At 38.9% G+C, this 24,597-nt stretch carries 22 protein-coding genes and 3 pseudogenes; 7 read left to right on the top strand and 18 right to left on the bottom strand.

What is annotated here, in order from left to right:
- Window positions 1–204: 204 nt before the first annotated feature.
- The 4 genes and pseudogenes from LNM86_RS09710 to LNM86_RS09695 all read right to left on the bottom strand — a co-directional run bounded on the left by LNM86_RS09710 (window position 205) and on the right by LNM86_RS09695 (window position 2,851).
- Window positions 205–1,371 carry a tyrosine-type recombinase/integrase gene (locus LNM86_RS09710; RefSeq protein WP_241437513.1) on the bottom strand — a complete coding sequence of 389 codons (1,167 nt, stop codon included), beginning with the start codon at window positions 1,369–1,371 and terminating at the stop codon, window positions 205–207.
- Window positions 1,372–1,546: 175 nt separating this feature from the next.
- A pseudogene (locus LNM86_RS09705) lies at window positions 1,547–2,158 on the bottom strand (transporter); the annotation flags it as partial.
- Window positions 2,155–2,481: a VirB3 family type IV secretion system protein gene (locus LNM86_RS09700; RefSeq protein ID WP_241437512.1), complete on the bottom strand. Its 327-nt coding sequence runs from the start codon at window positions 2,479–2,481 to the stop codon at window positions 2,155–2,157. The gene LNM86_RS09700 and the pseudogene LNM86_RS09705, both read right to left, overlap by 4 nt.
- A 22-nt stretch (window positions 2,482–2,503) precedes the next feature.
- Window positions 2,504–2,851, bottom strand: a complete 348-nt coding sequence (locus LNM86_RS09695) for a TrbC/VirB2 family protein (RefSeq protein WP_241437511.1) — start codon at window positions 2,849–2,851, stop codon at window positions 2,504–2,506.
- Between the two features lie 309 nt (window positions 2,852–3,160).
- Here LNM86_RS09695 and LNM86_RS12995 point away from each other — a divergent pair, with 309 nt between their 5' ends.
- Window positions 3,161–3,601 (top strand): nuclease, encoded by a 441-nt coding sequence (locus tag LNM86_RS12995; protein ID WP_372712432.1) that lies wholly within the window; start codon window positions 3,161–3,163, stop codon window positions 3,599–3,601.
- Between the two features lie 179 nt (window positions 3,602–3,780).
- Window positions 3,781–3,990, top strand: coding sequence for a hypothetical protein (locus LNM86_RS09685; protein WP_241437510.1), 210 nt, complete (start codon window positions 3,781–3,783; stop codon window positions 3,988–3,990).
- A gap of 842 nt (window positions 3,991–4,832) precedes the next feature.
- Here LNM86_RS09685 and LNM86_RS09680 read toward each other — a convergent pair.
- Together LNM86_RS09680 and LNM86_RS09675 are read right to left on the bottom strand one after the other, a co-directional pair.
- The gene (locus LNM86_RS09680; RefSeq protein WP_241437509.1) at window positions 4,833–5,054 is read right to left on the bottom strand and encodes a hypothetical protein; all 222 of its coding nucleotides are present in this window, start codon (window positions 5,052–5,054) and stop codon (window positions 4,833–4,835) included.
- Between the two features lie 210 nt (window positions 5,055–5,264).
- Entirely contained in the window at window positions 5,265–5,486 is a 222-nt protein-coding gene (locus LNM86_RS09675) for a hypothetical protein (protein ID WP_241437509.1), read from the bottom strand.
- Between the two features lie 1,055 nt (window positions 5,487–6,541).
- Between LNM86_RS09675 and infA the strand changes: the two genes are divergently transcribed.
- The 3 genes from infA (at window position 6,542) to yacG (ending at window position 7,958) form a co-directional block, all read left to right on the top strand.
- Window positions 6,542–6,700: a translation initiation factor IF-1 gene (gene infA, locus LNM86_RS09670; RefSeq protein WP_241437508.1), complete on the top strand. Its 159-nt coding sequence runs from the start codon at window positions 6,542–6,544 to the stop codon at window positions 6,698–6,700.
- A 227-nt stretch (window positions 6,701–6,927) separates the two neighbouring features.
- Window positions 6,928–7,650, top strand: coding sequence for a Maf family nucleotide pyrophosphatase (locus LNM86_RS09665; protein WP_241437507.1), 723 nt, complete (start codon window positions 6,928–6,930; stop codon window positions 7,648–7,650).
- A gap of 86 nt (window positions 7,651–7,736) precedes the next feature.
- Entirely contained in the window at window positions 7,737–7,958 is a 222-nt protein-coding gene (yacG, locus tag LNM86_RS09660; protein ID WP_241437506.1) for a DNA gyrase inhibitor YacG, read from the top strand.
- Between the two features lie 813 nt (window positions 7,959–8,771).
- On the opposite strand, the pseudogene LNM86_RS09655 reads toward yacG, so the two are convergent.
- Window positions 8,772–9,482, bottom strand: a pseudogene (locus tag LNM86_RS09655) (DUF3472 domain-containing protein); the annotation flags it as partial.
- 21 nt (window positions 9,483–9,503) lie between these two features.
- Entirely contained in the window at window positions 9,504–9,797 is a 294-nt protein-coding gene (locus LNM86_RS09650; protein WP_241437505.1) for a hypothetical protein, read from the bottom strand.
- Between the two features lie 508 nt (window positions 9,798–10,305).
- Here LNM86_RS09650 and LNM86_RS09645 point away from each other — a divergent pair.
- Window positions 10,306–10,653 carry a hypothetical protein gene (locus LNM86_RS09645; protein WP_241437504.1) on the top strand — a complete coding sequence of 116 codons (348 nt, stop codon included), beginning with the start codon at window positions 10,306–10,308 and terminating at the stop codon, window positions 10,651–10,653.
- Here LNM86_RS09645 and LNM86_RS09640 read toward each other — a convergent pair.
- Window positions 10,650–11,666 (bottom strand): hypothetical protein, encoded by a 1,017-nt coding sequence (locus LNM86_RS09640; protein WP_241437503.1) that lies wholly within the window; start codon window positions 11,664–11,666, stop codon window positions 10,650–10,652. The genes LNM86_RS09645 and LNM86_RS09640 overlap by 4 nt on opposite strands.
- Before the next feature lie 716 nt (window positions 11,667–12,382).
- Here LNM86_RS09640 and clpB point away from each other — a divergent pair.
- Window positions 12,383–14,962 carry an ATP-dependent chaperone ClpB gene (clpB, locus tag LNM86_RS09635; protein ID WP_241437502.1) on the top strand — a complete coding sequence of 860 codons (2,580 nt, stop codon included), beginning with the start codon at window positions 12,383–12,385 and terminating at the stop codon, window positions 14,960–14,962.
- 534 nt (window positions 14,963–15,496) lie between these two features.
- Here the strand turns inward: clpB and LNM86_RS09630 are convergent.
- The 9 genes and pseudogenes from LNM86_RS09630 to LNM86_RS09590 form a co-directional block, all read right to left on the bottom strand.
- On the bottom strand, window positions 15,497–15,868 hold the full coding sequence (locus LNM86_RS09630; RefSeq protein ID WP_241437501.1) for a helix-turn-helix domain-containing protein: 372 nt from the start codon (window positions 15,866–15,868) through the stop codon (window positions 15,497–15,499).
- 620 nt (window positions 15,869–16,488) lie between these two features.
- Window positions 16,489–16,860: a helix-turn-helix domain-containing protein gene (locus LNM86_RS09625; protein ID WP_241437500.1), complete on the bottom strand. Its 372-nt coding sequence runs from the start codon at window positions 16,858–16,860 to the stop codon at window positions 16,489–16,491.
- A 277-nt stretch (window positions 16,861–17,137) separates the two neighbouring features.
- A pseudogene (locus tag LNM86_RS09620) lies at window positions 17,138–17,488 on the bottom strand (helix-turn-helix domain-containing protein).
- 630 nt (window positions 17,489–18,118) lie between these two features.
- A complete protein-coding gene (locus LNM86_RS09615; RefSeq protein WP_241437499.1) occupies window positions 18,119–18,490 on the bottom strand; it encodes a helix-turn-helix domain-containing protein in 372 nt (123 codons plus the stop codon).
- Window positions 18,491–20,128: 1,638 nt separating this feature from the next.
- Window positions 20,129–20,908, bottom strand: a complete 780-nt coding sequence (locus LNM86_RS09610; protein WP_241438981.1) for a hypothetical protein — start codon at window positions 20,906–20,908, stop codon at window positions 20,129–20,131.
- A 76-nt stretch (window positions 20,909–20,984) separates the two neighbouring features.
- The gene (locus LNM86_RS09605; protein WP_241437498.1) at window positions 20,985–21,482 is read right to left on the bottom strand and encodes a hypothetical protein; all 498 of its coding nucleotides are present in this window, start codon (window positions 21,480–21,482) and stop codon (window positions 20,985–20,987) included.
- A 73-nt stretch (window positions 21,483–21,555) separates the two neighbouring features.
- On the bottom strand, window positions 21,556–22,356 hold the full coding sequence (locus LNM86_RS09600) for a hypothetical protein (RefSeq protein ID WP_241437497.1): 801 nt from the start codon (window positions 22,354–22,356) through the stop codon (window positions 21,556–21,558).
- Between the two features lie 92 nt (window positions 22,357–22,448).
- Window positions 22,449–22,946, bottom strand: a complete 498-nt coding sequence (locus LNM86_RS09595; RefSeq protein WP_241437496.1) for a hypothetical protein — start codon at window positions 22,944–22,946, stop codon at window positions 22,449–22,451.
- 82 nt (window positions 22,947–23,028) lie between these two features.
- On the bottom strand, window positions 23,029–23,814 hold the full coding sequence (locus tag LNM86_RS09590; protein WP_241437495.1) for an LbetaH domain-containing protein: 786 nt from the start codon (window positions 23,812–23,814) through the stop codon (window positions 23,029–23,031).
- Window positions 23,815–24,597 lie beyond the last annotated feature (783 nt).

Here is a 24,597-nt window from a genome sequence, read left to right as displayed (position 1 = left end):
AATCTAAAAATAGTAACAAATCATAAGTATTTATTAACCATATTTTATTGAGATTTGAAAGTAAGTTTAATCATAAAAAACAGTACTTTATGATGTATTTTCTCATTTGATAATTTATGAATCTTATTGAGCAAAAATGAGTAAACGAAGAGAGAAAGTTATCCACAGATAATGAAGTAAAAATGGGGTACAAGACCCCATATTTTAAGATTGCCCCGTAACATAGGCAGCCCATTTATCCATATAAACACGGCGCTGTTCTAAATAATCAGTACGACGGTAAGCACGCTCTACTTGTCCACCGACCACATGACCTAGAATGGTTTCTGCTACCTCAAAAGGGGCATCAGTTGTTTCTGCTAGCCAATCGCGTAAACTAGACCGAAAACCATGCGGGCAGGCTTCAAGTCCAATTTTTTTCATATATTGTGACATACAAGTATCAGCAAGAGGACCACGACCAGTTGCAGAAAAAAAGAAATCATTACGAGAGAGAGGACGCGCTTGTTTCAAAATTTCTAATGCTTCATTTGATAAAGGCACACGAAACTCTGTTGTAGCATCACGTTTTCCTTTCATATTTTCAGCAGGGATGGTCCATATATCATCTTCAACTTGATCTTTATGGATATGACGCAAAGGATAGGTACGAACACCTGTCAAAATAAGCAAACGCAAAGCCAGTTGTGTTAGAGTTGGTGTTTTGCAAAGTATTTTATAAAAAGCCGGTATATCTTTCCAATCCATTGCTGGTCTATTTTTGATTTTATGACGTTGTTTGCCTAAAAGAGCCTTTGCTTTTTCTGTAGCCTGTAAATCAACATCCAATCCCATTGCAGCAGTATGTTTGAGACAAATATTAAGACGAATGAGAGCTTTCTCTGCTGTTCCAGCTTTTGTATGCCAGATGGGAGCGAGGACATTGCGTATATCGGTTTGAGTAATTTCTGAAACCGGCATACAACCTAACTTAGGGAGAATATGAAGTTGTAAAGGTGAAAACCAACGCCCATCTTTAGCATCATTTTTTAATTCTGCTTTACGAGTTTCAAAAGTATCTAAAGCGATATCTTTTAGATAATGCAGATTACGCATTGCCTCACGCTTTTGTTTGTCACGTTCTTTAATGGGGTCACGACCTTCATGCAAAACAGAACGCCATTGAGTTGCTAATTCACGTGCTTTTTTTAAAGAGACATTTCTTAAAGCACCCAATCCCATTTCACGACGGCGCCCGTGGATAGTATAGCGTAAAAGCCATTGAGCACCACCATCTTTACGCTTATGAAGTACCAAGCCGGCACCATCATTATATTTGCCAGCCCCCAATGTTGCGACAGCCCTTGCATTAAGACGATTCATTAAAGGCATTTTTGTTCCTTTCTAAACTGTTTTTTACCCACACACCAACCCCACTTATGACGTGCAAATAAGTGACTTTAATTGATTGAACATAAGATGATTTGAATTGAGAGAATCTTACAATATTCGGGGGTCTCATTCAATATGCAAAACAGTAAATTATCATTATAAATCAATACGTTGTACGTTCACGACGCCCACCTACCAGTTGATGAATAAATTCACTCTGCTGTGAAAAAATATTGCCTTCATGTTCATAAAGACTAAGCTTTCTCGCCCCATAGCGCTGTAAATTTTGAATAATATCCGTCGTAACGTCTTCAAGCTTGCGTACAGACTCTGAGTCAACTTCCGTTTTTGTCTCTTTTGCTTTTCCCAAACGCTTAAAAAAATCAACCAATTTATCCGCTTTATCAACATGTGGATTCCACAAAATAGAAAGATAAAGATCATTGCGATACAGCTCTTGAGAAACCATCCGTTCACGGTATTTATCATCTAACTGCTTGGCAAATTCTGATCTGAAAGTGCCATCCGGATAAATCGTTTCACGCTTTCTGATAATGTGGCTGTAAATTGCTATCCGTTCATCAGCAATGTTCTTAAACAAGTTGTTTAATTGTTCATGAAGCACATTTAAATCAGCTATATCAGCAGTTTCAAAATTAATACCCTCAAGTTGAATAACCGTCATAAGAGCGCGAGATTCCAATGCGATAACATGTTTGTTAACATGACGAACATAAGGAATAATGGCTTCCGGCTGCTTTTCACGCTTGCGCTCTATGCTGTTCATTTCAATTCCTCATAAGTGCGAACTAATCGCAATGGAGAAAGACTGGCTCCGCCCCATAAATGAGAGTTGCTAGAAAAAACCGTTGTTTGTTGCCATATAAAAAGAATACGAAATTTGTTATGGTCGTGCTTGAGAATTTCTTTGAAGATAAAATGTATGGCAATGCCAAGTGTTATGAGAAAAATATTGCCTGTCATAATAAACAATATCATTGTCCCCATAGCATTTAACCCCATGGCTTCTACTGTAACGCCCGCAATCATTGCGGGACGTGTACAAGCAAGAAATAATGTATCCTCTGTTAATTTATCGCGCTCTTTCATGATTTTGAAATGTATGTCTAAATCAACCCGCAAGCATTGATGCAATTTGCGATGCACCCATAACAATGCCGATACCAACACAAACAAAGAAAGCTTTCCGCATTTCAACATAACCAGCAATCCATGCAATACCAATACCGGCAATCGCAATAGTTGCAATAGATTTTGCAATGGGACCTGTTAAGGCAGAAATTATTTTTTGAAGAGCACTTTCGATTTTTCCGAAACTTTGCGCAAAAGCTGGATCACTGAGGGCTACAAATGCAATAAATAGCATAAGTACTGTTGTTAACCATTTCTTTTGTGAATTTGATACAGTTAATTTTTGTAAAGAGTGTCCATCAGTGGACTTTTGGTAAATTTTCAACATGAAAAATTCCCCCTTTTCCGCTATTAATATTTAAATTTTTCTTACATAGCTAAAAAAAATAATTAACGCTACTGTTTAATTACAAAATTTTAACTTTTTTTACTAAATTGAATAATATTCAAAATGATACTTTTTAAAAAAATTCTTTATTTATTCTTTAAATCTTTGATTTTTATTTGTATTATTCTTACATGTTTTTTTTATTTTAGTAAGAATTCTGAAGATTTGAACCAATATTCCGTTGTGCAAAACATAAAAGAGACAGTAGAAAAATCGTTACGAGTATCTAATTTAAAGCAGGATGTAAAATTGACAGATCATGCTTACAGGCAAAAAACACTATCATTATCGACACAATTTTATGAAGAAAATGTTCCAGTCTATTCAGGTGCTATACAGGTAACAAGTGGTATCACTTTTAAAATGGTTACACCTATAGATGAGGGATGGAGAAAAAAAATTGTTCGTAATATCCGATTATATGGTGTCGAATCCTGTGAAACACGGCAATTCGCCTCTCGAAATGGAATTAAATGGCCATGCGGTGCTTTCATTACCGCTTGGCTTGTGACTAAAACAATCGATAAAAATGTTACTTGTCGGCAAACGCGTGTCATAAAACAAGTTTACTACGCCCAGTGTTTTGTCGATGGAGTTGACCTCGCACGCTTGGGGCTTGCAGAAGGAATGATGGTGGTGACAAAAGATCAGCTCCATTTTCCCTCGCCAGCAGATTATAAAGACCTATAATTTACAGCGCAAAAAACACAACAAGGATTATGGTCTAGCCAATTTGAGCCGCCAGAAGAGTGGAGAAAAAATAATGGTGATTATAACCCCCTTGATCCTAACCAATAACGCAAATGATCGCTTGAATGTTTCTTTAAACGGATAGACAATATTCCAAAATAAGCCGTATCTGGTAAAACTTGACCACAATCCACTTCCTATCAGGGTGGATACCGCTGGTTGATGAAAAATGGTTGTTTTTATTGCGCTTACTTGCTCGTATAGATTGGTCACTACAGCGCTCTATGGGAGCGCGTTCCCTCTACGTCACTTTTATCATGAGAGGCTGTCCGCCTCTCAAACGCTCAGGAACGCTCTCCAAAATCATGACACCAGACCCGCGTTTATGAGAGGACTAACAATCCTTGGTTCTTACGTCAAGGACGCCGTTAGGCGCCCCGTAGGGGGTTCCTTGACGGAAGAACCACAACGGCTTGTTTTGTCCCTCTCACGCGGCTGTGGAATCATGATGAAAGCAAACAGCTTATAAGGGCACTTAAAGAGAAAAAACGAAGACAAGCTAAACCTCATACAATTTTCCTCTTTGATCAAATCCTTGAGAGCTGTTTAAAGGGAAGGGTTCATTTATGAAGAGGATTTGATCGTCTTTCATAACAGCGCTTTTTTCCCTTGAAGAATAGAATGAAGCCAATGTTTTTTATCTGTTCGTCTCTGTCGACTTTGTTATGCATTGTGATGCATCGATTGGTGAAAAGAGGCAAAAAAGTGAAAACCTGAAAGATCCAAAAACAAAAGTTGAGAAATGCTTTTCTTTAAAGAGACAAGAGAATCTGGAAGAGTGATTTAAAATGCCGCCATTTAAAATGCGTTTTTAAGATTCAATGTTTCTGTAAAGGCGTTAAAATGTAAAAACGTAAAAGTGTAGAAGTGTGAAAACGTGGAAATGCGAAAGCGTGAAAATGTGAAAGCGTAAGAAGGAAAGAGAGTGGATTTTTAGCGTGCGTGCTGTGGCTAATGTCATGGAATAGGGGGGAAACAGGCGAGGGCGTATAATACATATTCAGGTGCTGTTGTTGAAGGGGTGTTTGCAAGCTGTAATGTTTCTGTAAAGGCGTGAAAATGTAAAAACGTAAAAGTGTAGAAGTGTGAAAACGTGGAAATGTGAAAGCGTGAAAATGTGAAAGCGCAAAAGGGAAAGGGCGGATTTTTAGGGTGCGTGCTGTGGCTAATGTCATGGAATAGGGGGGTGAAAACCGGTGGGGGTGTATAATACATGTTCAGGTGCCGTTGTTGAAGGGGTGTTTGCAAGCTGTAATGTTTCTGTAAAGGCGTGAAAATGTAAAAACGTAAAAGTGTAGAAGTGTGAAAGCGTGGAAATGCGAAAGCGTGAAAAAGCAAAAGCGTAAAAGGGAAAAGAGTGGATTTTTAGCGTGCGTGCTGTGGCTAATGTCATGGAATAGGGGGGAAACAGGCGAGGGCGTATAATACATATTCAGGTGCTGTTGTTGAAGGGGTGTTTGCAAGCTGTAATGTTTCTGTAAAGGCGTGAAAATGTAAAAACGTAAAAGTGTAGAAGTGTGAAAACGTGGAAATGTGAAAGCGTGAAAATGTGAAAGCGCAAAAGGGAAAGGGCGGATTTTTAGGGTGCGTGCTGTGGCTAATGTCATGGAATAGGGGGGTGAAAACCGGTGGGGGTGTATAATACATGTTCAGGTGCCGTTGTTGAAGGGGTGTTTGCAAGCTGTAATGTTTCTGTAAAGGCGTGAAAATGTAAAAACGTAAAAGTGTAGAAGTGTGAAAGCGTGGAAATGCGAAAGCGTGAAAAAGCAAAAGCGTAAAAGGGAAAAGAGTGGATTTTTAGCGTGCGTGCTGTGGCTAATGTCATGGAATAGGGGGGAAACAGGCGAGGGCGTATAATACATATTCAGGTGCTGTTGTTGAAGGGGTGTTTGCAAGCTGTAATGTTTCTGTAAAGGCGTGAAAATGTAAAAACGTAAAAGTGTAGAAGTGTGAAAACGTGGAAATGCGAAAGCGTGAAAAAGCAAAAGCGTAAGAAGGAAAGAGAGTGGATTTTGAGTGTGCGTGCTGTGGCTAATGTCATGGAATAGGAGGAAAACTCGCGGGGATGTATAATACACATGGAGGGACTATGCGGAGAACATCATGGGAGAAAATGGAAGAAATTTGCTAGAAAGATTAAAAGTTGCAAATGGGGAAAGGAAAAGGAGGCGGTAAAAAGTTGAGTGAGGGAGAATTGAAATGAAGTTGGATATGTGGGGGTGAAGAAGAGGTCGAGTATAGTGCGTAAAATGCGGTAAACGCGCAAAAATACGCTACAAAAAATGCGAAAGCATATCCACAGAGGATATCCACATTGCCGATATGCGTTTATGAGATTGCTCAAAAGCGCAGGATAATAGGGTGGTGTAAGATTTTGGAAAAATACAAGAAAAATATAATTTACTTTTTGCTTTTTAAACTTTGCGCAAGTGGGTGACTTTTCAAAAGATGAAAACGCTCTTTAGTAAATTTAAAAGAGGAATGTGATCTTTCAAAATTCATTGTTGTTTAATATAAGAAAATGAAATGAACCCCATCAATATCATTCATTTTCATAAAAATGCTGATTTGAAAGCTTATGCAAAAGTGAGGTGTGGTTATGGTGAGAGTATCGTGATCATCGCTTTTTAAAGGATTGCACAACTTGATAGAGAAGATGCCTTTCATTTTATCAAAATGATGGGCAATGCAACACTCGCAAAGGAAAAACCTTTCCTTTTGTGTTGAATTCTTGTTCACAAAACCAACAAAATAAGGTATGAACGCTGAAAAATAGCGCATAATGAGAAAATATGTACACTGTAAAGGAAATAATTGTTTATGTCAAAAGAAGAAGTTTTAGAATTTTCTGGTATCGTAACGGAACTCTGACCGAATGCGATGTTTCGCGTGAAACTGGAAAATGATCATGAAATTATTGCCCATACCGCAGGAAGAATGCGAAAAAATCGCATTCGTGTGTTAGCCGGTGATAAAATCATGGTGGAAATGACCCCTTATGATTTGACAAAAGGGCGTATTATCTATCGCTATAAATAAACCAAAAATGGTTCTGGTGTGCTGTAAAAGCAGTGTTCTTGCTCGTTTCTAAAACTTCTTTATGTTTGTTCCAAAAGTGAAAAGCAGATAAAAGTGAAAAGCAGAAAAGGCAATAAATTAAAGTGTTTTTAAAGAATGCATGAAACTATTGAAGCATATAGAAGCAAAAAATATGAATGAAGCCAAAAAAATTGGGAGATGGCTTAAAAGAATCCTTGAGGGGCAAAATGCAAAATTTAAAGGAAACCTTCTTAGGAAAAGTCCGTCTTAAAAAAAATCTTGTTCAAGAAACACAGTTGGTGCTCGCTTCGGCTTCTCCGCGTCGGTTAGCGCTGTTGGCACAAATTGGCCTTGATCCTCATTATGTGCACGCTACAAATATCGATGAAACACCAAAATTAAAAGAACATCCGGCAAATCTGGCCAAACGGTTGGCAAGGGAAAAAGCGCTTAAAGCCCAAAAAACACTGCTCTGGGGGAAAAAAAATAGTAACGTCAATTTATCGGTGGAGAAAAAAGCAGAGTTGTTAGCAGAAAAAACTGTCATTTTAGCCGCTGATACCGTGGTTGCTGTGGGAAACGTTATTTTCCCTAAACCAGAAAGTGAAGATGAGGCCTATGAATGTTTGCGTTTCCTTTCTGGACGATCGCACAAGGTTTATGGTGGTATTTGTGCGCTCAATGACAGTGGAAAAATAGTCGTGAAATTGGTCGAAAGTCGTGTCCGTTTTAAACGGTTAACTGCCCCCGTGATGAGGGCTTATCTGGCTTCTGGTGAATGGCAGGGAAAGGCTGGAGGATACGCTATTCAAGGAAAAGCCGGTGCGTTCGTCGTCAATATCGTTGGTTCTTATTCCAATGTAGTTGGCTTACCATTGGCTGAAACAATGGATTTGTTGTTGGCTTATCGTTTTCCACTGCTGGAAAATTGGGCGGGAGAACAGTATTAGGGGAAGATATGAAAGACCCCAAAGCTAGGGCAAATCTTAAAAAAACGCAGAGTGGAAAAATGAAAAACAGTAAAAAATGAAGCAAAATGCCCAAACAAACAACAAAGACACAGAAAAAAGAAACAGATTGTAAAAAAACATCATCAACAACGCGTCCTGCCCATCCTTGTCCAATTTGTGGGCAAATGGCACAACAAAATGCCTATCCATTCTGTTCAACACGATGTCGAGCCATTGATCTTAATCGATGGCTTTCAGGGGCTTATATCTTGCCTCCTCCACCGCAAATCAGTAATGAAGAAGAATAAAAAGAGCAAAGCATTTCAAAATATTAAAAATATGATTTGTCTAGAGGTAGAGGTTGTAAATAAATAGGAAAAGTGAGATTTCTTATTCAAAATAAGACGTTAGGGCTGAGAAAAAGTTCTAGGGCTGAGAAAAGTTCTAGGGCTGAGAAAAGTTCTGGGGCTGAGAAAAGTTCTGGGGCTGAGAAAAGTTCTGGGGCTGAGAAAAGTTCTAGGGCTGAGAAAAAGTTCTAGGGCTGAGAAAAAGTTCTAGGGCTGAGAAAAAGTTCTAGGGCTGAGAAAAAGTTCTAGGGCTGAGAAAAAGTTCTAGGGCTGAGAAAAAGTTCTAGGGCTGAGAAAAAGTTCTAGGGCTGAGAAAAAGTTCTAGGGCTGAGAAAAAGTTCTAGGGCTGAGAAAAAGTTCTAGGGCTGAGAAAAGTTCTAGGGCTGAGAAAAAGTTCTGGGGTTGAGAAAAGTTCTAGGACTGAGAAAAGTTCTGGGGTTGAGAAAAGTTCTAGGGTTGAGAAAAGTTCTAGGTGTTTGCTAACATGTGGGTATGAAAGAATTTTCGCTTTTGAAAACTCTTTCATGTCTGCTCTTTGATGCTTAAAGATCATGATCTTTTTTGTTTGAGAAAAAGGTAGAAGTTTGAAACTGGAGGGAGAAGTGAGGCGTTTGAAAAAATAAAGATTTTTTTAATTAAAGCATTCTTTTCTCTAGAATAAAAAGTAATCAGAACACAGACAAAGCAATCATCAAGCAATCGTGAAGAGGCAAAAATTATCCCTCACTCTCGTTTTTTAAAGGTGAGGGATTGTCTCTTTATAAAAGAGAGAGGTTAATTTGTTTTCATAATCTTCCACGTTTTTCCATCAGACATATACATGATCTTTTGGTTTGTGATTATTTTTCGTATCTCATGGTTGGTGTGAATTGAGGAGCTCAAGGTTGCTTGATTATCCACGAAGATTGATTTCCACATAAAGGGGCTAGGGGGTGGGAAAAAGATACTGGGTGACCAAGCAAGATATTTTAAACGAATGATGATAAGCTCTTCTTTTTTCAATTTATCTGAGAGAGTTTGTGCAGAAAGATCTTTTCCGTTGGCAATGGGGATGCCATGGGATTCTGGTGAGGCTAATCCCCCAAGGTCGCTTATACTATTCATGCACATACTGCCAAATTGACATGCTACTTGCACGACGTAAGGATCTTGACAGGGGCCCGTAGCAGAGGCTTTTATGCTTGCTTGGTATTTATAATCACCTATAGGTCTGAAAAAGGTGGAACTTTGCGGACTTAACACATAACAGGAAGTCAGATGCCTTTTCCAACGAGAATGGTCTTCAACAAAACTGGAAGATTTATGGAGTTTGCCAAATGATTTTGGGACTTCAATAACACCAACGGTCGTTTCTTTATTGGTTATAAGATCAATGATTGTTCCTGTAACCAGATTTCCATTCTTGGAAACATCTAATCTATATCGAGATCCAATTTTCCATGGAAATTCAATTTCACAGCGGACTCCTGAGCCTTGATGGGTGAAATGTTGACATTTATGACTCTTTCATCCTGTTGCATTCCAGATAGAAAAATGAACGGTGCGAGTGCCTCGGTTGAATAAACCAATAGAGCCACTTTTGCCATTTTTAAAATGAAATTGGTGACCCCAGAAATAGATGGAGTGAGGTCCACCATCGTGCGTTATTTGCTGAAAAAAAGAAAGTGTATCGAATGACCCATTACCATGGTGCCATTCATGTTGCCTCGTGATAACTTTGCCGGCAAAAACAGCATAACTTGGCGTGCTGATGAGAAGGAATAAAAGAACGAAGAGTGCCTTTTTTATACAATGAACCACACTTAACCTCCTTGATGATAAGAAAGACAGTATAATTTCATATTTATTAAAGCGTATACATAACCTAGCATACATGTGATGTTTTGTGAAGTAAAATTAAAGTACTTTTTGTTTTTAACCTAAAGTGATTGTTATAAAATATTACTTATTTAAAACAAAAACTGTATTTGCACACTGCTTTCTGCTTTGAAAATTTAGGTTTTAAGAGTGAAGTATAGGGGATGAGAGTTTGGTTGAGATGTAGGGAAAGTTTCCATTTTATTGAAAAATGATAATCTGTTCGTGTTGCCCTCTTGCTATAGGGTGAGTGAGAACTCACATGCATTTTAAAGACTTGATGAAAGACGAAAGCTGTTCTTCATGTTGTTTTGTTTGTGGTATCTTGCATGGTTTGATTGGTTCTTAGCAGGTGGCTTGGGGCATAAAGTGTGGTGATTAGGGTAAGGAAAAAATAAACTTGGCAAAAGAGAGCAAACGGTTATAGGGGGGGGGTAAACAGTGTGAAAGAATGCTCTCTTCTGACCATCACCAGCTTTTGCCGAAACATTTCCTCAAAGTGTTGTGTGAGGATCTGCAAGGGTTGGTGGCGTCTCTCATTCAAAGCGCCGGTTCAAAGAGCCGAGCCGGTGGTGATTTCTCTCTTATTCAGAAGACATTCAAAGAGTCTCTGGAGGATTTTTTTGAAGGTAAAAGCATCCTTTCTCTTGCGCATAAAAAATCAGGTTGGAAAAGAAGAATGGGAAAAAATAAAAAGACGCAGAGAGATAAAGGCTGCAGACTCAGTTCACTGTTTGTACTTTTAGGCTTGCAAAGCAGTGTTTTTAGTTTTTTCTCCTTGAAAAGAAAAATCATTTAGCGATGTTGCATAATTTTCCATCTCTTACCATCAGAGATATACATTATTTGCTGCCCTTTGATGATCTTTTGTGTGGTGCCATCGATATCAAGGAAAGTGTCATAGGGGGCTTGGTTGTCGACAAAAATTAACTTATTCTCTAATGGACCTGCTGGGGGGAAAAAAATCTTAGGCGCCCAATGGTTGTCTTGAAGACGAACCGCAATCATTTCCTCTTTTTTTAAGGTATTCAAAAGAGTTTGTGCTAAGAGATCTTTCTTGTTGGCAATGATGAGTTTTGGTGCTTTGGGGGAGGGTAAGCCGCCAAGATCATTGATATTATTAATGCAACTATCGATCTGACAAAATGTTTGCACAACATAAGGATCATCACATCTGCCTTGATGCGAGGCCTTTAACCTTGCTTTGATTGTGTTGTTGCCGGTAGGATTGAGAAAAATCGAACTTTGTGCTCCTAATGCGAAACAGGATAAGAGCTCTTTTTTTCCACGCGTATGATGTTTAACAAAGCTTAACGATTTATAAAATTTGCCAAATGTATTGGGAACGGCAATGGTCCCTATCTTTATTGTTTTTTTCGCGATAAGATCGGTCACTGTAGCTGTAACAAGATTGCTAGACTTGGAAATATCAAATTGATAACGACGCCCTATTTTCCACGGTAATGAAACGGCACAGCGCACTCTTAGACTTTTTTTGGTAACATTTTTACATTTACCCTCTTTCCATCCCAAGGCATTCTCGATGGAAAAGTGAATAGTGTGCGTATCTTTTTTTGAGAAACCAATATAACCATTTTTCCCGTTTTGAAACTGAAATTGGTTGCCCCAAAAATAGGTGGAACGAGAATCACTCGCATGCGTTATTTGCTGAAAGAAAGAGAGATGATCAAAAAGCATCTTGTTAGGCCATATGTGTTCTATCGTAGCCATTCTATCAGAAGAAAGTGCATAGCTTGGTTGACTGAGGAGAAAAACTAGAAATATTAAGAGCACGCTTTTCATACGCTGCATATTTAGCCTCTTTAGAGTCCCATAAAGTAATGGAAGTGCATAAACATATCTTTGCTATTTGTTAAGATACAAAATGATAAATACCTTATTTATAGAAAGATTTTTATGCTAAAGAATATGGTGTAAGATATTGTTTTCTTAGTGAAATAACACATTGATTTATAATGATAATTTATCATTTCAAATCTGCTGATGTTGAATGAATCAAACCATCTCCTTGCACACCACAAGTGGGGTTAAAGTGTGGATTACAAAAGGCGTAAAAATACCTGTTATGAATCGTCATCTAAAGACCAAGGGCTGTGGCAACATTGGCGACCGGTAAAGCGTAGATGGTGCCAGTTTGCACCTTCATAAGTGTAAAGATGGTAGGGAACAATGGAAAGGACATAATGGGAAAGAGGTGTTTCTACTTTCTTTCTCGCGGTGTGGTTGTATGCTTCATGAGGATGTTTGAAAGGGGGTGCCTTGCGGTGGGGTGAGTGAGGAGCACATAGGCACAGAGTAGAAAAGCACCGGTTTTATTGAAAAATGAGAATCTATTCGCGTTGCCCTCTTGCTATGGAGCTTGTGAGAACCCATATGCGTTTTAAAGACTTAAATGAAAGACGAGAGCCTTTCTTCATGCTGCTTCGTTTCGGGTGTTTGCATGGTTTGGGTGGTCCTTAGCGGGTGGCTTGGGGCATAAAGTGTGGTGGTTAGGGTAAGGAAAAAAAATGAATTTGGAAAAATATAGTGAACGGTTACAGGGCTTTTTGCAAACAGCACAAAATAATGCTCTCTCTTCTGACCATCAACAGTTTTTGCCGGAACATTTCCTCAAAGTGTTGTTAGAGGATCCGCAAGGGTTGGCGGCGTCTCTCATTCAAAGAGCCGGTGGTGATCTCTCTCTCATTCAAAAGGCACTCAAAGAATCTCTAGAGGCTTTGCCAAAAGTGCAAGGCGGAAATGGGCAGCTATATTTATCGCAGCCATTGGCAAAGGTTTTTACCATGGCGGAAGATGTGGCACAAAAGGCTGGTGATCAGTTTGTAACTGTGGAGCGGATGCTGCAAGCGCTGCTTATGGAAAAATCTGCTAAAACTGCTGATATTTTAACAAAGGGGGGGCTTACCCCTCAAGCGCTTAATCAAGTCATTAATGATTTGCGTAAGGGAAAAACCGCAACAAGCCCCCATGCGGAAAGCCAATATGAGGCTTTGAAAAAATATGCCCGCGATTTGACAAAAGACGCTCGCGAAGGAAAATTGGACCCCGTCATTGGCCGAGAAGAAGAAATTCGTCGTACCATTCAAGTGCTTTCACGGCGCACCAAAAATAATCCCGTATTGATCGGTGAGCCTGGGGTGGGAAAAACCGCTATCGTTGAAGGTTTGGCTTTGCGTATTGTCAATGGTGATGTACCAGAAACTTTGCGCGATAAGCAGCTCTATGCCCTTGATATGGGTGCGCTTATTGCGGGGGCAAAATATCGCGGAGAATTTGAAGAACGCCTTAAAGCCGTGCTGGCTGAGGTGCAAGCTGAAAATGGACAGATCATTCTGTTTATTGATGAATTGCATAATCTCGTTGGTGCTGGAAAATCCGATGGTCCTATGGATGCTTCTAACTTGCTTAAACCTGCTTTAGCGCGTGGTGAACTCCATTGTGTGGGCGCAACCACACTTGATGAATATCGCAAATATGTGGAAAAAGATGCCGCTCTTGCTCGCCGTTTCCAGCCTGTCTTTGTGCCGGAACCAACGCTGGAGGATACAATCTCTATTTTGCGCGGTATCAAAGAAAAATACGAACAACATCACAAAGTGCGCTTGGCGGATAGTGCTTTGGTTGCGGCGGCAAGGTTGTCTAACCGTTATATTACGGATCGCTTCTTACCTGATAAAGCCATTGATCTTATTGATGAAGCAGCCGCACGCTTGCGCATGCAGGTCGATTCAAAACCGGAAGAACTCGACGCCCTTGATCGGCGTATCTTACAGTTGAAAATTGAACGCGAAGCTTTGAAAACAGATGTGGAGCCAACGGCAAAAACACGTTTGCAATCCGTGCAGGATGAACTGAAAATATTGGAACAGCAGTCTGCGGAAATGACAACCGCTTGGCAGGCTGAAAAACAAAAATTAGGGCATGCCGCCGATTTGAAAAAACAGTTGGAAGAAGCACGCAATGCTTTGGCGATAGCACAACGTGATGGTCAATTCCAACGCGCTGGAGAATTAGCCTATAGTGTTATTCCGCAGCTCGAAAAACAATTGAGTATGGCGGAAAATGATGATCAACAAAATCATTTGGTGGAAGAAACCGTTACGGCTGAACATATCGCGCGGATTGTTTCACGCTGGACGGGAATTCCCGTTGATCGGATGCTTGAAGCAGAACGAGAAGCACTGTTGCGGATGGAAGATGAAATTAGTACCCGTGTGGTTGGGCAGAGAGAAGCTGTGCAAGCTATCGCTCGTGCTGTACGGCGTGCACGCGCGGGGCTGCAAGACCCCAATCGCCCTCTCGGTTCTTTCATGTTTTTGGGACCTACCGGTGTGGGAAAAACCGAATTAACCAAAGCTCTCGCAGCGTTTCTTTTCCAAGATTCCAATGCCATGTTGCGCATTGATATGTCTGAATATATGGAAAAGCACGCTGGAGCACGTTTGATTGGTGCACCGCCTGGATATGTCGGATATGAAGAAGGAGGAGTGCTTACCGAAGCGGTTCGCAGAAGACCTTATCAGGTCATTCTCTTTGATGAAATTGAAAAAGCCCATCCTGATATTTTTAATCTCTTGCTCCAGGTCTTGGATGAGGGGCGCTTGACCGATAGTCAAGGACGGACTGTGGATTTTCGCAATACCTTGTTGATTATGACCTCAAATCTTGGGGCTGAGTTTTTAACCGCTCTGCCTGAAGGGCAATCAACAGATCAGGCAAAAAATGATGTTATGAATGTGGTAAAGGCTGCTTTTCGTCCTGAATTTCTCAATCGTATTGATGAGATTATTCTCTTTCAAAGGTTGCAACGTCACGATATGGAGGCAATCGTTGATATTCAGATACAACATTTGCAAAATTTGCTCAATGAACGCAAAATAACGTTGCAGATTGAACCAGAAGTACGACAATTCCTTGCTGATAAAGGTTATGATCCCCTTTATGGTGCACGTCCCCTCAAACGCATTATCCAAAAAGAAATACAAGATCCGCTCGCGGAAAAGATCTTATTTGGAAAAATTCACGATGAATCAACCGTGAAAATTGCCAAAGAAGGAGAGAAGTTGGTATTCCTTCCTAGCAAATAAGACACAGAGAAAAAAGAACCCCAAGAATCTAGAAAAGAATGAACAAGAGTCTTGAAAGGAATGAAAAGGAAGGGCTTCGAAAAAGACTGTTTGAAAATGATGGCTCTTTAAAAGGGCCGTCTTAAAATGACGCCCTTTAAAAATGTAAATGTCACGAAAGGCTGCGCAGTAATAGTAAGATAAAAAGGGGGATAGTAAGATAAAAAGGGGGATAGTAAGATAAAGAGGGGGATAATAAAATAAAGAGGGAGATAATGATAAAGAGATAAGGGAAAGAAGAATATAAAAAGTTAACAAGGTCAATCTAAATGAGTGTCATAATGACACAATCGGAATTGTGCGTTTAGAACAGATGAGACCTTCTGATAAGATTTTGTGAAAGTGGTGGGGTTCTTCCAAAGGTTTGGTGTTTGTTATCCTATGATGTCATAAATTGGTGCCGTAAACCATTTTTTGAGATGTGGTGGTATCAGGCGGGCAAGGCTTTCGGTAGAGGGGGATATTGGCAAATAATATTGATGAGTGCTCTTTTGCCTAATCAGAAATCAACCACAGAACTGCTTTTTGTTTTTTCGCTTTGAGCTCTCTAAAGTTTTTTACAAGAGCCTGTTCTTTTTCGCTATAAGTTTCTTGATTATGGTGTGAGGTATTTTCTTTTGTCGCAATATCTTCTTTTGTTACAATATCGGCATAAAAAAAGCTCATGGGAACTTCTAATTTTTGAGCGATTTCTAGTAAACATCCTGCGCTTACACGATTGAAGCCTTTTTCGTATTTTTGGATTTGTTGGAAACTGACACCACAATGGTTTCCTAATTCCTTTTGAGAAAGCCCCATTGAAATACGTCTATGGCGGATTCTTTTACCTATCAACATGTCGATAAAATGTGGATTTTTGGTTTGCACTTAAAGCCCCCTCCGGTTGCGAGCGCCCTCGCATTGGTATTCCGGGAGTTAAAGGTACTGAATCCGAGTCAGCTTTTTGCTTTTAGTGCTTGTGGCACCTGGACATAGCAAAAACTCCCGGAATCCCGGGACGCCCACAAGAGTGGGTTCAATTGTACGCTCGGATTTAGGACCTTTAATCCCTCTTGATCGCTGCGTGGACGACCAAAATTACCTTTAAGGTGTAAAGTAGTTTCAGGAGATTGGCAAGAAAAATTAAAATATTTCTTATTCTGTTATACCGTTTGTTTTTTCGCTTTGAGCTCTCTAAAGTTTTTTACAAGAGCCTGTTCTGTTTCGCTGTAGGTTTCTTGATTATGGTATGAGGTATCTTCTTTTGTTACAATATCGGCATAAAAAAAGCTCAATGACACAATCGGAATTGTGCGTTTAGAACAGATGAGATCTTCTGATAAGATTTTGTGAAAGTGGTGGGGTTCTTCCAAAGGTTTGGTGTTTGTTATCCTATGATGTCATAAATTGGTGCCGTAAACCATTTTTTGAGATGTGGTGGTATCAGGCGGGCAAGGCTTTCGGTAGAGGGGGATATTGGCAAATAATATTGATGAGTGCTTTTTTGCCTAATCAGAAATCAACCACAAGATTGCTTTTTGTTTTTTCGCTTTGAGCTCTCTAAAGTTTTTTACAAGAGCCTGTTCTTTTTCGCTGTAGGTTTCTTGATTATGGTATGAGGCATTTTCTTTTGTCGCAATATCTTCTTTTGTTACAATATCGGCATAAAAAAAGCTCATGGGAACTTCTCGTTTTTGAGCGATTTCTAGTAAACATCCTGCGCTTACGCGATTGAAGCCTTTTTCGTATTTTTGGATTTGTTGGAAACTGACACCACAATGGCTTCCTAATTCCTTTTGAGAAAGCCCCATTGAAATACGTCTATGGCGGATTCTTTTACCTATCAACATGTCGATAAAATGTGGATTTTTGGTTTGCACTTAAAGCCCCCCTCCGGTTGCGAGCGCCCTCGCATTGGTATTCCGGGAGTTAAAAGTACTGAACCCTAGTCAGCTTTTTGCTTTTAGTGCTTGTGGCACCTGGACATAGCAAAAACTCCCGGAATCCCGGGATACCCGCAAAGCGAGATAAATTTATGTACGAGTTTTCGGGTTTTCAACTCCCTATTTGACCGTTGCGTGGACGACCAAAATTACCTTTAAGGTGTAAAGTAGTTTCAGGAGAGTGGCAAGAAAAATTACAATATTTCTTATTCTGTTATACCGTTTGTTTTTTCGCTTTGAGCTCTCTAAAGTTTTTTACAAGAGCCTGTTCTGTTTCGCTGTAGGTTTCTTGATTATGGTATGAGGTATTTTCTTTTGTCGCAATATCTTCTTTTGTTACAATATCGGCATAAAAAAAGCTCATGGGAACTTCTCATTTTTGAGCGATTTCTAGTAAACATCCTGCGCTTACGCGATTGAAGCCTTTTTCGTATTTTTGGATTTGTTGGAAACTGACACCACAATGGCTTCCTAATTCCTTTTGAGAAAGCCCCATTGAAATGCGTCTATGGCGGATTCTTTTACCTATCAACATGTCGATAAAATGTGGATTTTTGGTTTGCACTTAAAGCCCCCCTCCGGTTGCGAGCGCCCTCGCATTGGTATTCCGGGAGTTAAAAGTACTGAACCCTAGTCAGCTTTTTGCTTTTAGTGCTTGTGGCACCTGGACATAGCAAAAACTCCCGGAATCCCGGGACGCCCACAAGAGTGGGTTCAATTGTACGCTCGGATTTAGGGCTTGTTGTCCCTCTTGATCGCTGCGTGGACGACCAAAATTACCTTTAAGGTGTAAAGTAGTTTCAGGAGAGTGACAAGAAAAATTACAATATTTCTTACTCTGTTATACCGTAAAATAGGGTTGTTTGAGGGGCGGTAATCTGATGTTAGTAGAGGAATTTACTGGCTAACAGGTTAGATTATAGTTTAAAATCGGTGCGGGGTGGAAGCTTTATTCAATGGTGTGCAATGTGGTCAGAGAACTAGGGGAACGCATTTGTGAGTGGAGAGGGGAAAACTGGGATGAAGAGGGGTGTTAAGTGCGTTGACTGGAGAAGAGTATGTGGGGAATATTTTAGGGCAGGGCTTATCCGTCTTATCTGATGAGACAACCTTCTTTGAGGTGTCGTGATCTGAAGCTTATATTTAAAGGGGGGGTGGGGGTATTGGCAAATAATATTGATGAGTGCTCTTTTGTCTAATTAGAAATCAACCACAAGATTGCTTTTTGTTTTTTCGCTTTGAGCTCTCTAAAGTTTTTTACAAGAGCCTGTTCTGTTTCGCTGTAGGTTTCTTGATTATGGTATGAGGTATTTTCTTTGGTCGCAATATCTTCTTTTGTTACAATATCGGCATAAAAAAAACTCATGGGAACTTCTAATTTTTGAGCGATTTCTAGTAAACATCCTGCGCTTACGCGATTGAAGCCTTTTTCGTATTTTTGGATTTGTTGGAAACTGACACCACAATGGTTTCCTAATTCCTTTTGAGAAAGCCCCATTGAAATGCGTCTATGGCGGATTCTTTTACCTATCAATATGTCGATAAAATGTGGATTTTTGGTTTGCACTTAAAGCCCCCCTCCGGTTGCGAGCGCCCTCGCATTGGTATTCCGGGAGGTTGAAAATACTGAACTCGAATCAGCTTTTTGCTTTTAGTACTCATGGCACCTGGACATAGCAAAAACTCCCGGAATTCCGGGATATCCGCAAAGCGGGATAAATTTATGTACGAGTTTTCGGGTCTTCAACTCCCTATTTGACCGTTGCGTGGACGATCAAAAACACAAGCCCATCAATAGAGTAGTTTCAGGAGATTGGCAAGAAAAATTACAATATTTCTTACTCTGTTATGCCGTAAAATAGGGTTGTTTGAGGGGAGGTAATCTGATGTTAGTAGGGGAATTTACTGGCTAACAGGTTGGATTATAGTTTAAAATCGGTGCGGGGTGGAAGCTTTATTCCGCAGAGAAATGTTTGCTTTTTGAAGTCGAATTGTAGATCAGAGCTTACCTAGCGTGTTTGATGAAACACTATTCGTTGAAGTGTGGGATAGCCGTATGAAATAATCAGCAGGGGAATCTGATAGACGAGCAATCAGATTATTGACAGACCAGTGTTGATAGAGCAGCACGGGATGGTGGTATGGGGGTTTCGTTTGGCTTTATTCTGTAATGATGTAAAAGCGTAAAAGCGTAAAAACGTTTATCTGTAAAATAATGCGGAGGATTTGTGCTTTGTGCGTGTTTTTTATCTTTTAGGCTATGTCCCATTTTTTTAAATGGCTGGTTGCTCTCGAAATTTCCTTACGGATTTTCATGTCATTTTTTGTGCCTGAGGCTTGGGTTTCTCTTTAATGATAAAGAGGATAATGAAGAAAAACACAATAAAATCAGTATATTAAGTGCATTTATTTTATATGAATCCACCTATGAATCCACACTTTTATGCACGATTCAATTGATCATTTTTTATAAACAATAGCCATCTATAAACAGAGCATAAAAAGCAAATCATGATGCCAATGTTATAACATATGAGAGCATTCAAATAAAATGCAAAGCAGTTATCATTCATAACATCTCATAAATTTTACAAGACGTTTTTATCACATAATCGCATTGTTAAAACGCAATTGAATATGAGGGCTTGTTCAAATGCAGATACTTGAAACGTTCTTTAAGAGGTTAATCCAAATTTGGATTGAGTGATTAGGGTCTCCTCAAAAATGAGGGCACCTTTTTTCATAAGCAGAGAGAAGTTGAGAGATAACATAATTAAACGCAGATGTTTAAAAGAGAGCTCTATAGCTGTTTTTTGTTTTATGAGAGATTGCTTTAAAAACCAACGCTTGCTTTTGATTGACTTGATATAACTTTACAAAGCGTTTTGAGAAGGTGCTTTCTTTCAAATTGACCACCTCAAAAATGAGGGCATTGTTATGAAGAGGTTTTAAATCATTACAGAACTAACATGTTTTTTCATTCAAATGTGATGATCTAAAAGAACGCTTTCATATATATTATTTGGGATAAGTTTTTATAAAGCGAATACAAAGCTTGCAATATAATACATTTTGTATATATGTACTTATAACTCCATTGAGAGTTGAGACATGAAAGCCGCGTCACGTAAAAATGGCACGGCTTTCTTTTTTGCACTCTTGTCTTTTGAAATGGCATGAAACCAACGCCCCCCGCATTTATTGTTTATTCTTCAGTATCAATAATCTCTATAAGAATATCGCTCTTATTAACCTCCTTATTTTTGGGAACCTCTCTTATCTCACTTTTTCGATTCAGTTTTGCACGCCCACAAGCACGACCAAAGACCTTGATCGTATGAGAAACCTGAGCTTTTCCATAAACAGAGCCATAAATTTGCGCACAGCCACTCACTTTTGCATAGTCATAAACCTTGCCATAAATCTTTGCACGGCTCTTAACAACAGCATAGCCATAAACATGCGCAGTGCTAAAAAGACAAGCAGAGCCTAACACTCTAGCGTTGCCATAAAGCCTTGCATATTCAAAAAGATAACTATTATGAAAAAGATGCGCATTGCCATAAACATGGGCTTCAATTGAAACGCGACTATTGCCATAGACACGAGCCTTGCCATAAACATAGCCAGCCACATGCGCACTATCATAAACAAATGCATTGTCATAAATTTTTGCATATTGAGAAATAAACACCTTATCATGCACCTGAGCATTGCCATAGACAAGACCACAAATTTGCGCATTGCCTCGTATTTTTGCATTGTCATAAACACGGGCATGTTTATAAACCAATGCATTATCATAAACCCAGCAAAGACCGTTATGAGAAAGATTTTCTTCCTTTTCAATAAAGCCACCGAGTTGACCAGCCTTGACATCAGAAAAGCTTTTTAAAGCCTGAATGCGATAAAGCGTTGTAATTTTTTGTGTAATTTTATCTTTCAGTTGTTTTGTTTCATTAGTTAGTTTGTATTTTTTGGACATCATAAGACCCCTCACAATCTCTCTTGTGAAAAAAGTTGCATGGAAAATGTTGGAAAAAGGGAATGACCGCCGCGCTTTAAAGATTTAAAAAGGCTTTATTACGCAGCCAGATGATTTTTATTTCATTATTGGAAAGCAATTCGATATAAGACCTTGTTTCAATATCATCACGTGTCTTTTCTAAAATCATAACAATGCCGTGACTATTAGCATTTTCATAAATATGAACATAATTGACGACACGGGCGTGATCATAAATTTGTGCATTACCATAGACATGAGCATGGTCATAAATGATCGATTTACCAAGAACGATAGCATTTCCATAGACATAACCAGCGATAATAGCGTTATGATAGACCCTAGCATTCTCATAAACACGACCTGAGTTTAAAACCAGAGCATTACCATAAACCCAGCAATTGCCATCATGAGAGAGGTTATTTTCATTTTCGATAAAACCACCGAGTTGACCAGCCTTGACATCAGAAAAGCTTTTTAAAGCCTGAATGCGATACAATATGCGATTACCAAAGAGACGCGTTTCATTTGTAAGTGCAAATTTCTTTTGCATAGGAACAATCCTTATAGAATGAAATTTGAAATGAAAGAATTTGGAAAGCAGGCGCCCCCGCAACGCCTGTTATTTACGTTGCTTCATTTTCGATAATTTTTTCACGATTATTGATTATAACATCATCACTTACTTCATTACGAACATACGCATTTCCAAATATTTTTGCATTGCCATAAATTTTGATATTTTTTTCAATAACCGCTTTTCCATAAACCCTAGCATTTTCAAAAATATGAGCACCCTCACTTACATAAGCAGAGCCCGATACTTTTGCATTGCCATAAACAGAGCCATTCACATAAGCACTATGCAAAACTTTTGCATTTTCATATATTTTTGCCTCTATAGTAATAAAGGCTTTTCCATAAACCACGGCATTGTCATAAACTTGACCACAAACCTTGGCATTCCCATAAACCTTGGCATTATCACTAACCACGCACTTGCCATAAACCCAGCCCTTGTCTCGAAACCACATATTCCCTGAGATACTAGCATGATCATAAACCTTGGCATTGTCATAAACATGGGTATCATGACCATAAACTTTAGCATGATCACTAATAACAGCATTCCCATAAGCTTTAGCATGTTTAGCAACAACAGCTTCATTACGAAGTTTTGCATTTTCAGACACAACGCCATTGTCAGCAACCCACGCATCATCATAAACCCAGCAATTCCCATCATGTGATAAGTTGCTTTCATTTTCGATAAACCCACCCAGTTGACCAGCCTTTACATCATCAAAATCCCTTAATGCGCGAATGCGATAAAGATTTATAGGCACAAATTTACCATCCTTATTTTGGTAAATTTCTTTGATTTCATTTGTTAATTCATATTTTTTAGTTACAACTGTACTAATCATGAGAAAACCCAATCTAAATATTTAATAAATTTTGAATGAAAGTTAGATAGGGGCGCCCCCGCCGCGCCCGCGGTGTTATTTATGCAGCTTTTTTATGGACGACACATTACAAATGAAATTTCTCCATAAGGAGAGAGCCGTTCTGTATAAACATTCTCTCTTGTATTGCCATAGGCATTTTTAGTAACAATAGCCATGCCATAGGCACTTGCATTTTCATAAATATGGACATTACTAATAATTTTTGCACTATCAAAAACTCGTGCGTTATCATAGACATGGGCATTGGCAAAAACCTTGGCAAAATCATAAACATGGGCATTGCCATAAACCAAACCACCAACCGCAGCATTGCCATAAACCCTAGCATTCTCATAAACACGACCGGGTTTTAAAACATACGCATCATCAGCAACCCAGCAATTGCCATCATGAGAAAGGTTACTCTCATCTTCGATAAAGCCACCCAATTGACCAGCCTTTACATCATCAAAATCTCTTAATGCGCGGATGCGATAAAGGGTATGGTTATCAAAAACACGGGTTTCATTAGTAATTTCATATTTTTTGGATACAGTTATAGTATTCATAGGTAAGTTCCTAATCTAATAATTGATAAATTTTGAATGAAAGTTTGAATAAGAGGCGCCCCCGCCGCGCCCGTGGTGTTATTTACGCAGCATCTTTAAGAGACTGATCATTAGTACAAATATCATCACGAATTTTGATATGGCTATTAACCACGGCATTGCCATAAATTTTTACATGATGATCGATATTTGATTTACCATAAACCTTGGCATTATCATAAATTCTTGCCAAGCAACCAACGCGCGCCGAGCCAGAGACTTTTGCATTGCCATAGACACTTGCATAATCCTTAATCCAAGCATTGCAAAAGACATGGGCATTATCATAAATATGTGCCCACACATAAATACGTGATTTACCATAAACATGGGCATTACCAAAAACATAGCCACAAATATGTGCCCTCTCATAAACCCGTGCGTTATCATAAACCTTGGCACCATCAGCAATAGTAGCGTTATCACTTACAACGGCATTGCCATAGACATGACCACAGACCCTAGCGTTATCGTTAATTTTTGCATTTTCATAAATATGAGCTTTATAATCAAAAACCCATGCCTTGCCATTTACAATAGCATTTCCATAAACCTTGGCTTGTCTAAAAACTTTAGCTTCTTGATAAATTTTAGCATTCTCATAAAGCTTGGCATCCAAAAAAACCGCGGCATTATCATAAATCCAACAATTGCCATCATGAGAGAGGTTATCTTCATTTTCGATAAAACCACCCAATTGACCAGCCTTTACATCATCAAAATCTCTTAATGCGCGAATGCGGTGTAAAGTAATTCCATCAAAAGTGAAATTTTCAGTGGTTAATTCATATTTTTTGGATGTTGCTTGTTTATTAACAGTAGCATTCATAGCTAGTGTCTCCTAGTTGTTAAAGTTTGTTATTGACACCTTAAAGGCGCCGGGCGCTAACAAACACGGCAACTAGCCCGTCGTCACACTTTCCCCAAGAGGGTATTATATGATGTGACTACACCCGACAAAATCGTTATATGCATTCTATAGCATAAAAGAAAGTCAGTTTTTATATTAGGGATTAGGTTTATCGTAACCTATTCGCTAGTTGTTTAGTGTTTGTTAAGCACTTGAGTATTTATATAACAAAATACGTATTTATTGTCAACTATCTTTTATTATTTTTTGTGTTTTTTATAATTATTTTTTATACCATTATGTATAAATACGCATCATATGCTTATGAATATTTTCTATTTTATTGCCTATATTTGACTCTATATTACGCAATTGCGTTATTTTTCTCTTTTAAACATCATAATAACTAAAAACGCTCTTATGATGCCCATTTTTAACTTTATAACGCATCATTATTTTTATGAGATAACTTGTGAATATTTTTGTGAATTTTTTATAAGAGGTTTGTAATTTAAACAGCTTTATAGAGACCGTATCTTTATAATCAGCGCTTTTGATTCAAATCTCTTTTCGATTCATTCCTTATAGCCACCGCATCATTCTCATAAAACAAAATGATAAATATGATCATGCGGTTTTGATTTGTTATGAAAACATTTTGAATTCTTATACCCTTATCAAAATACCTTTTTATGGGCTTTTGTCTATTTTGTTTGTTTTGTCAGTTAATTTACCCCCCCCCCTTTCATTTAAAAAAATTGA

Origin of the sequence: Bartonella machadoae (assembly GCF_022559585.1) — a bacterium.
Classification (GTDB): domain Bacteria; phylum Pseudomonadota; class Alphaproteobacteria; order Rhizobiales; family Rhizobiaceae; genus Bartonella; species Bartonella machadoae.
This window is presented reverse-complemented; position numbering and strand designations above follow the sequence as displayed.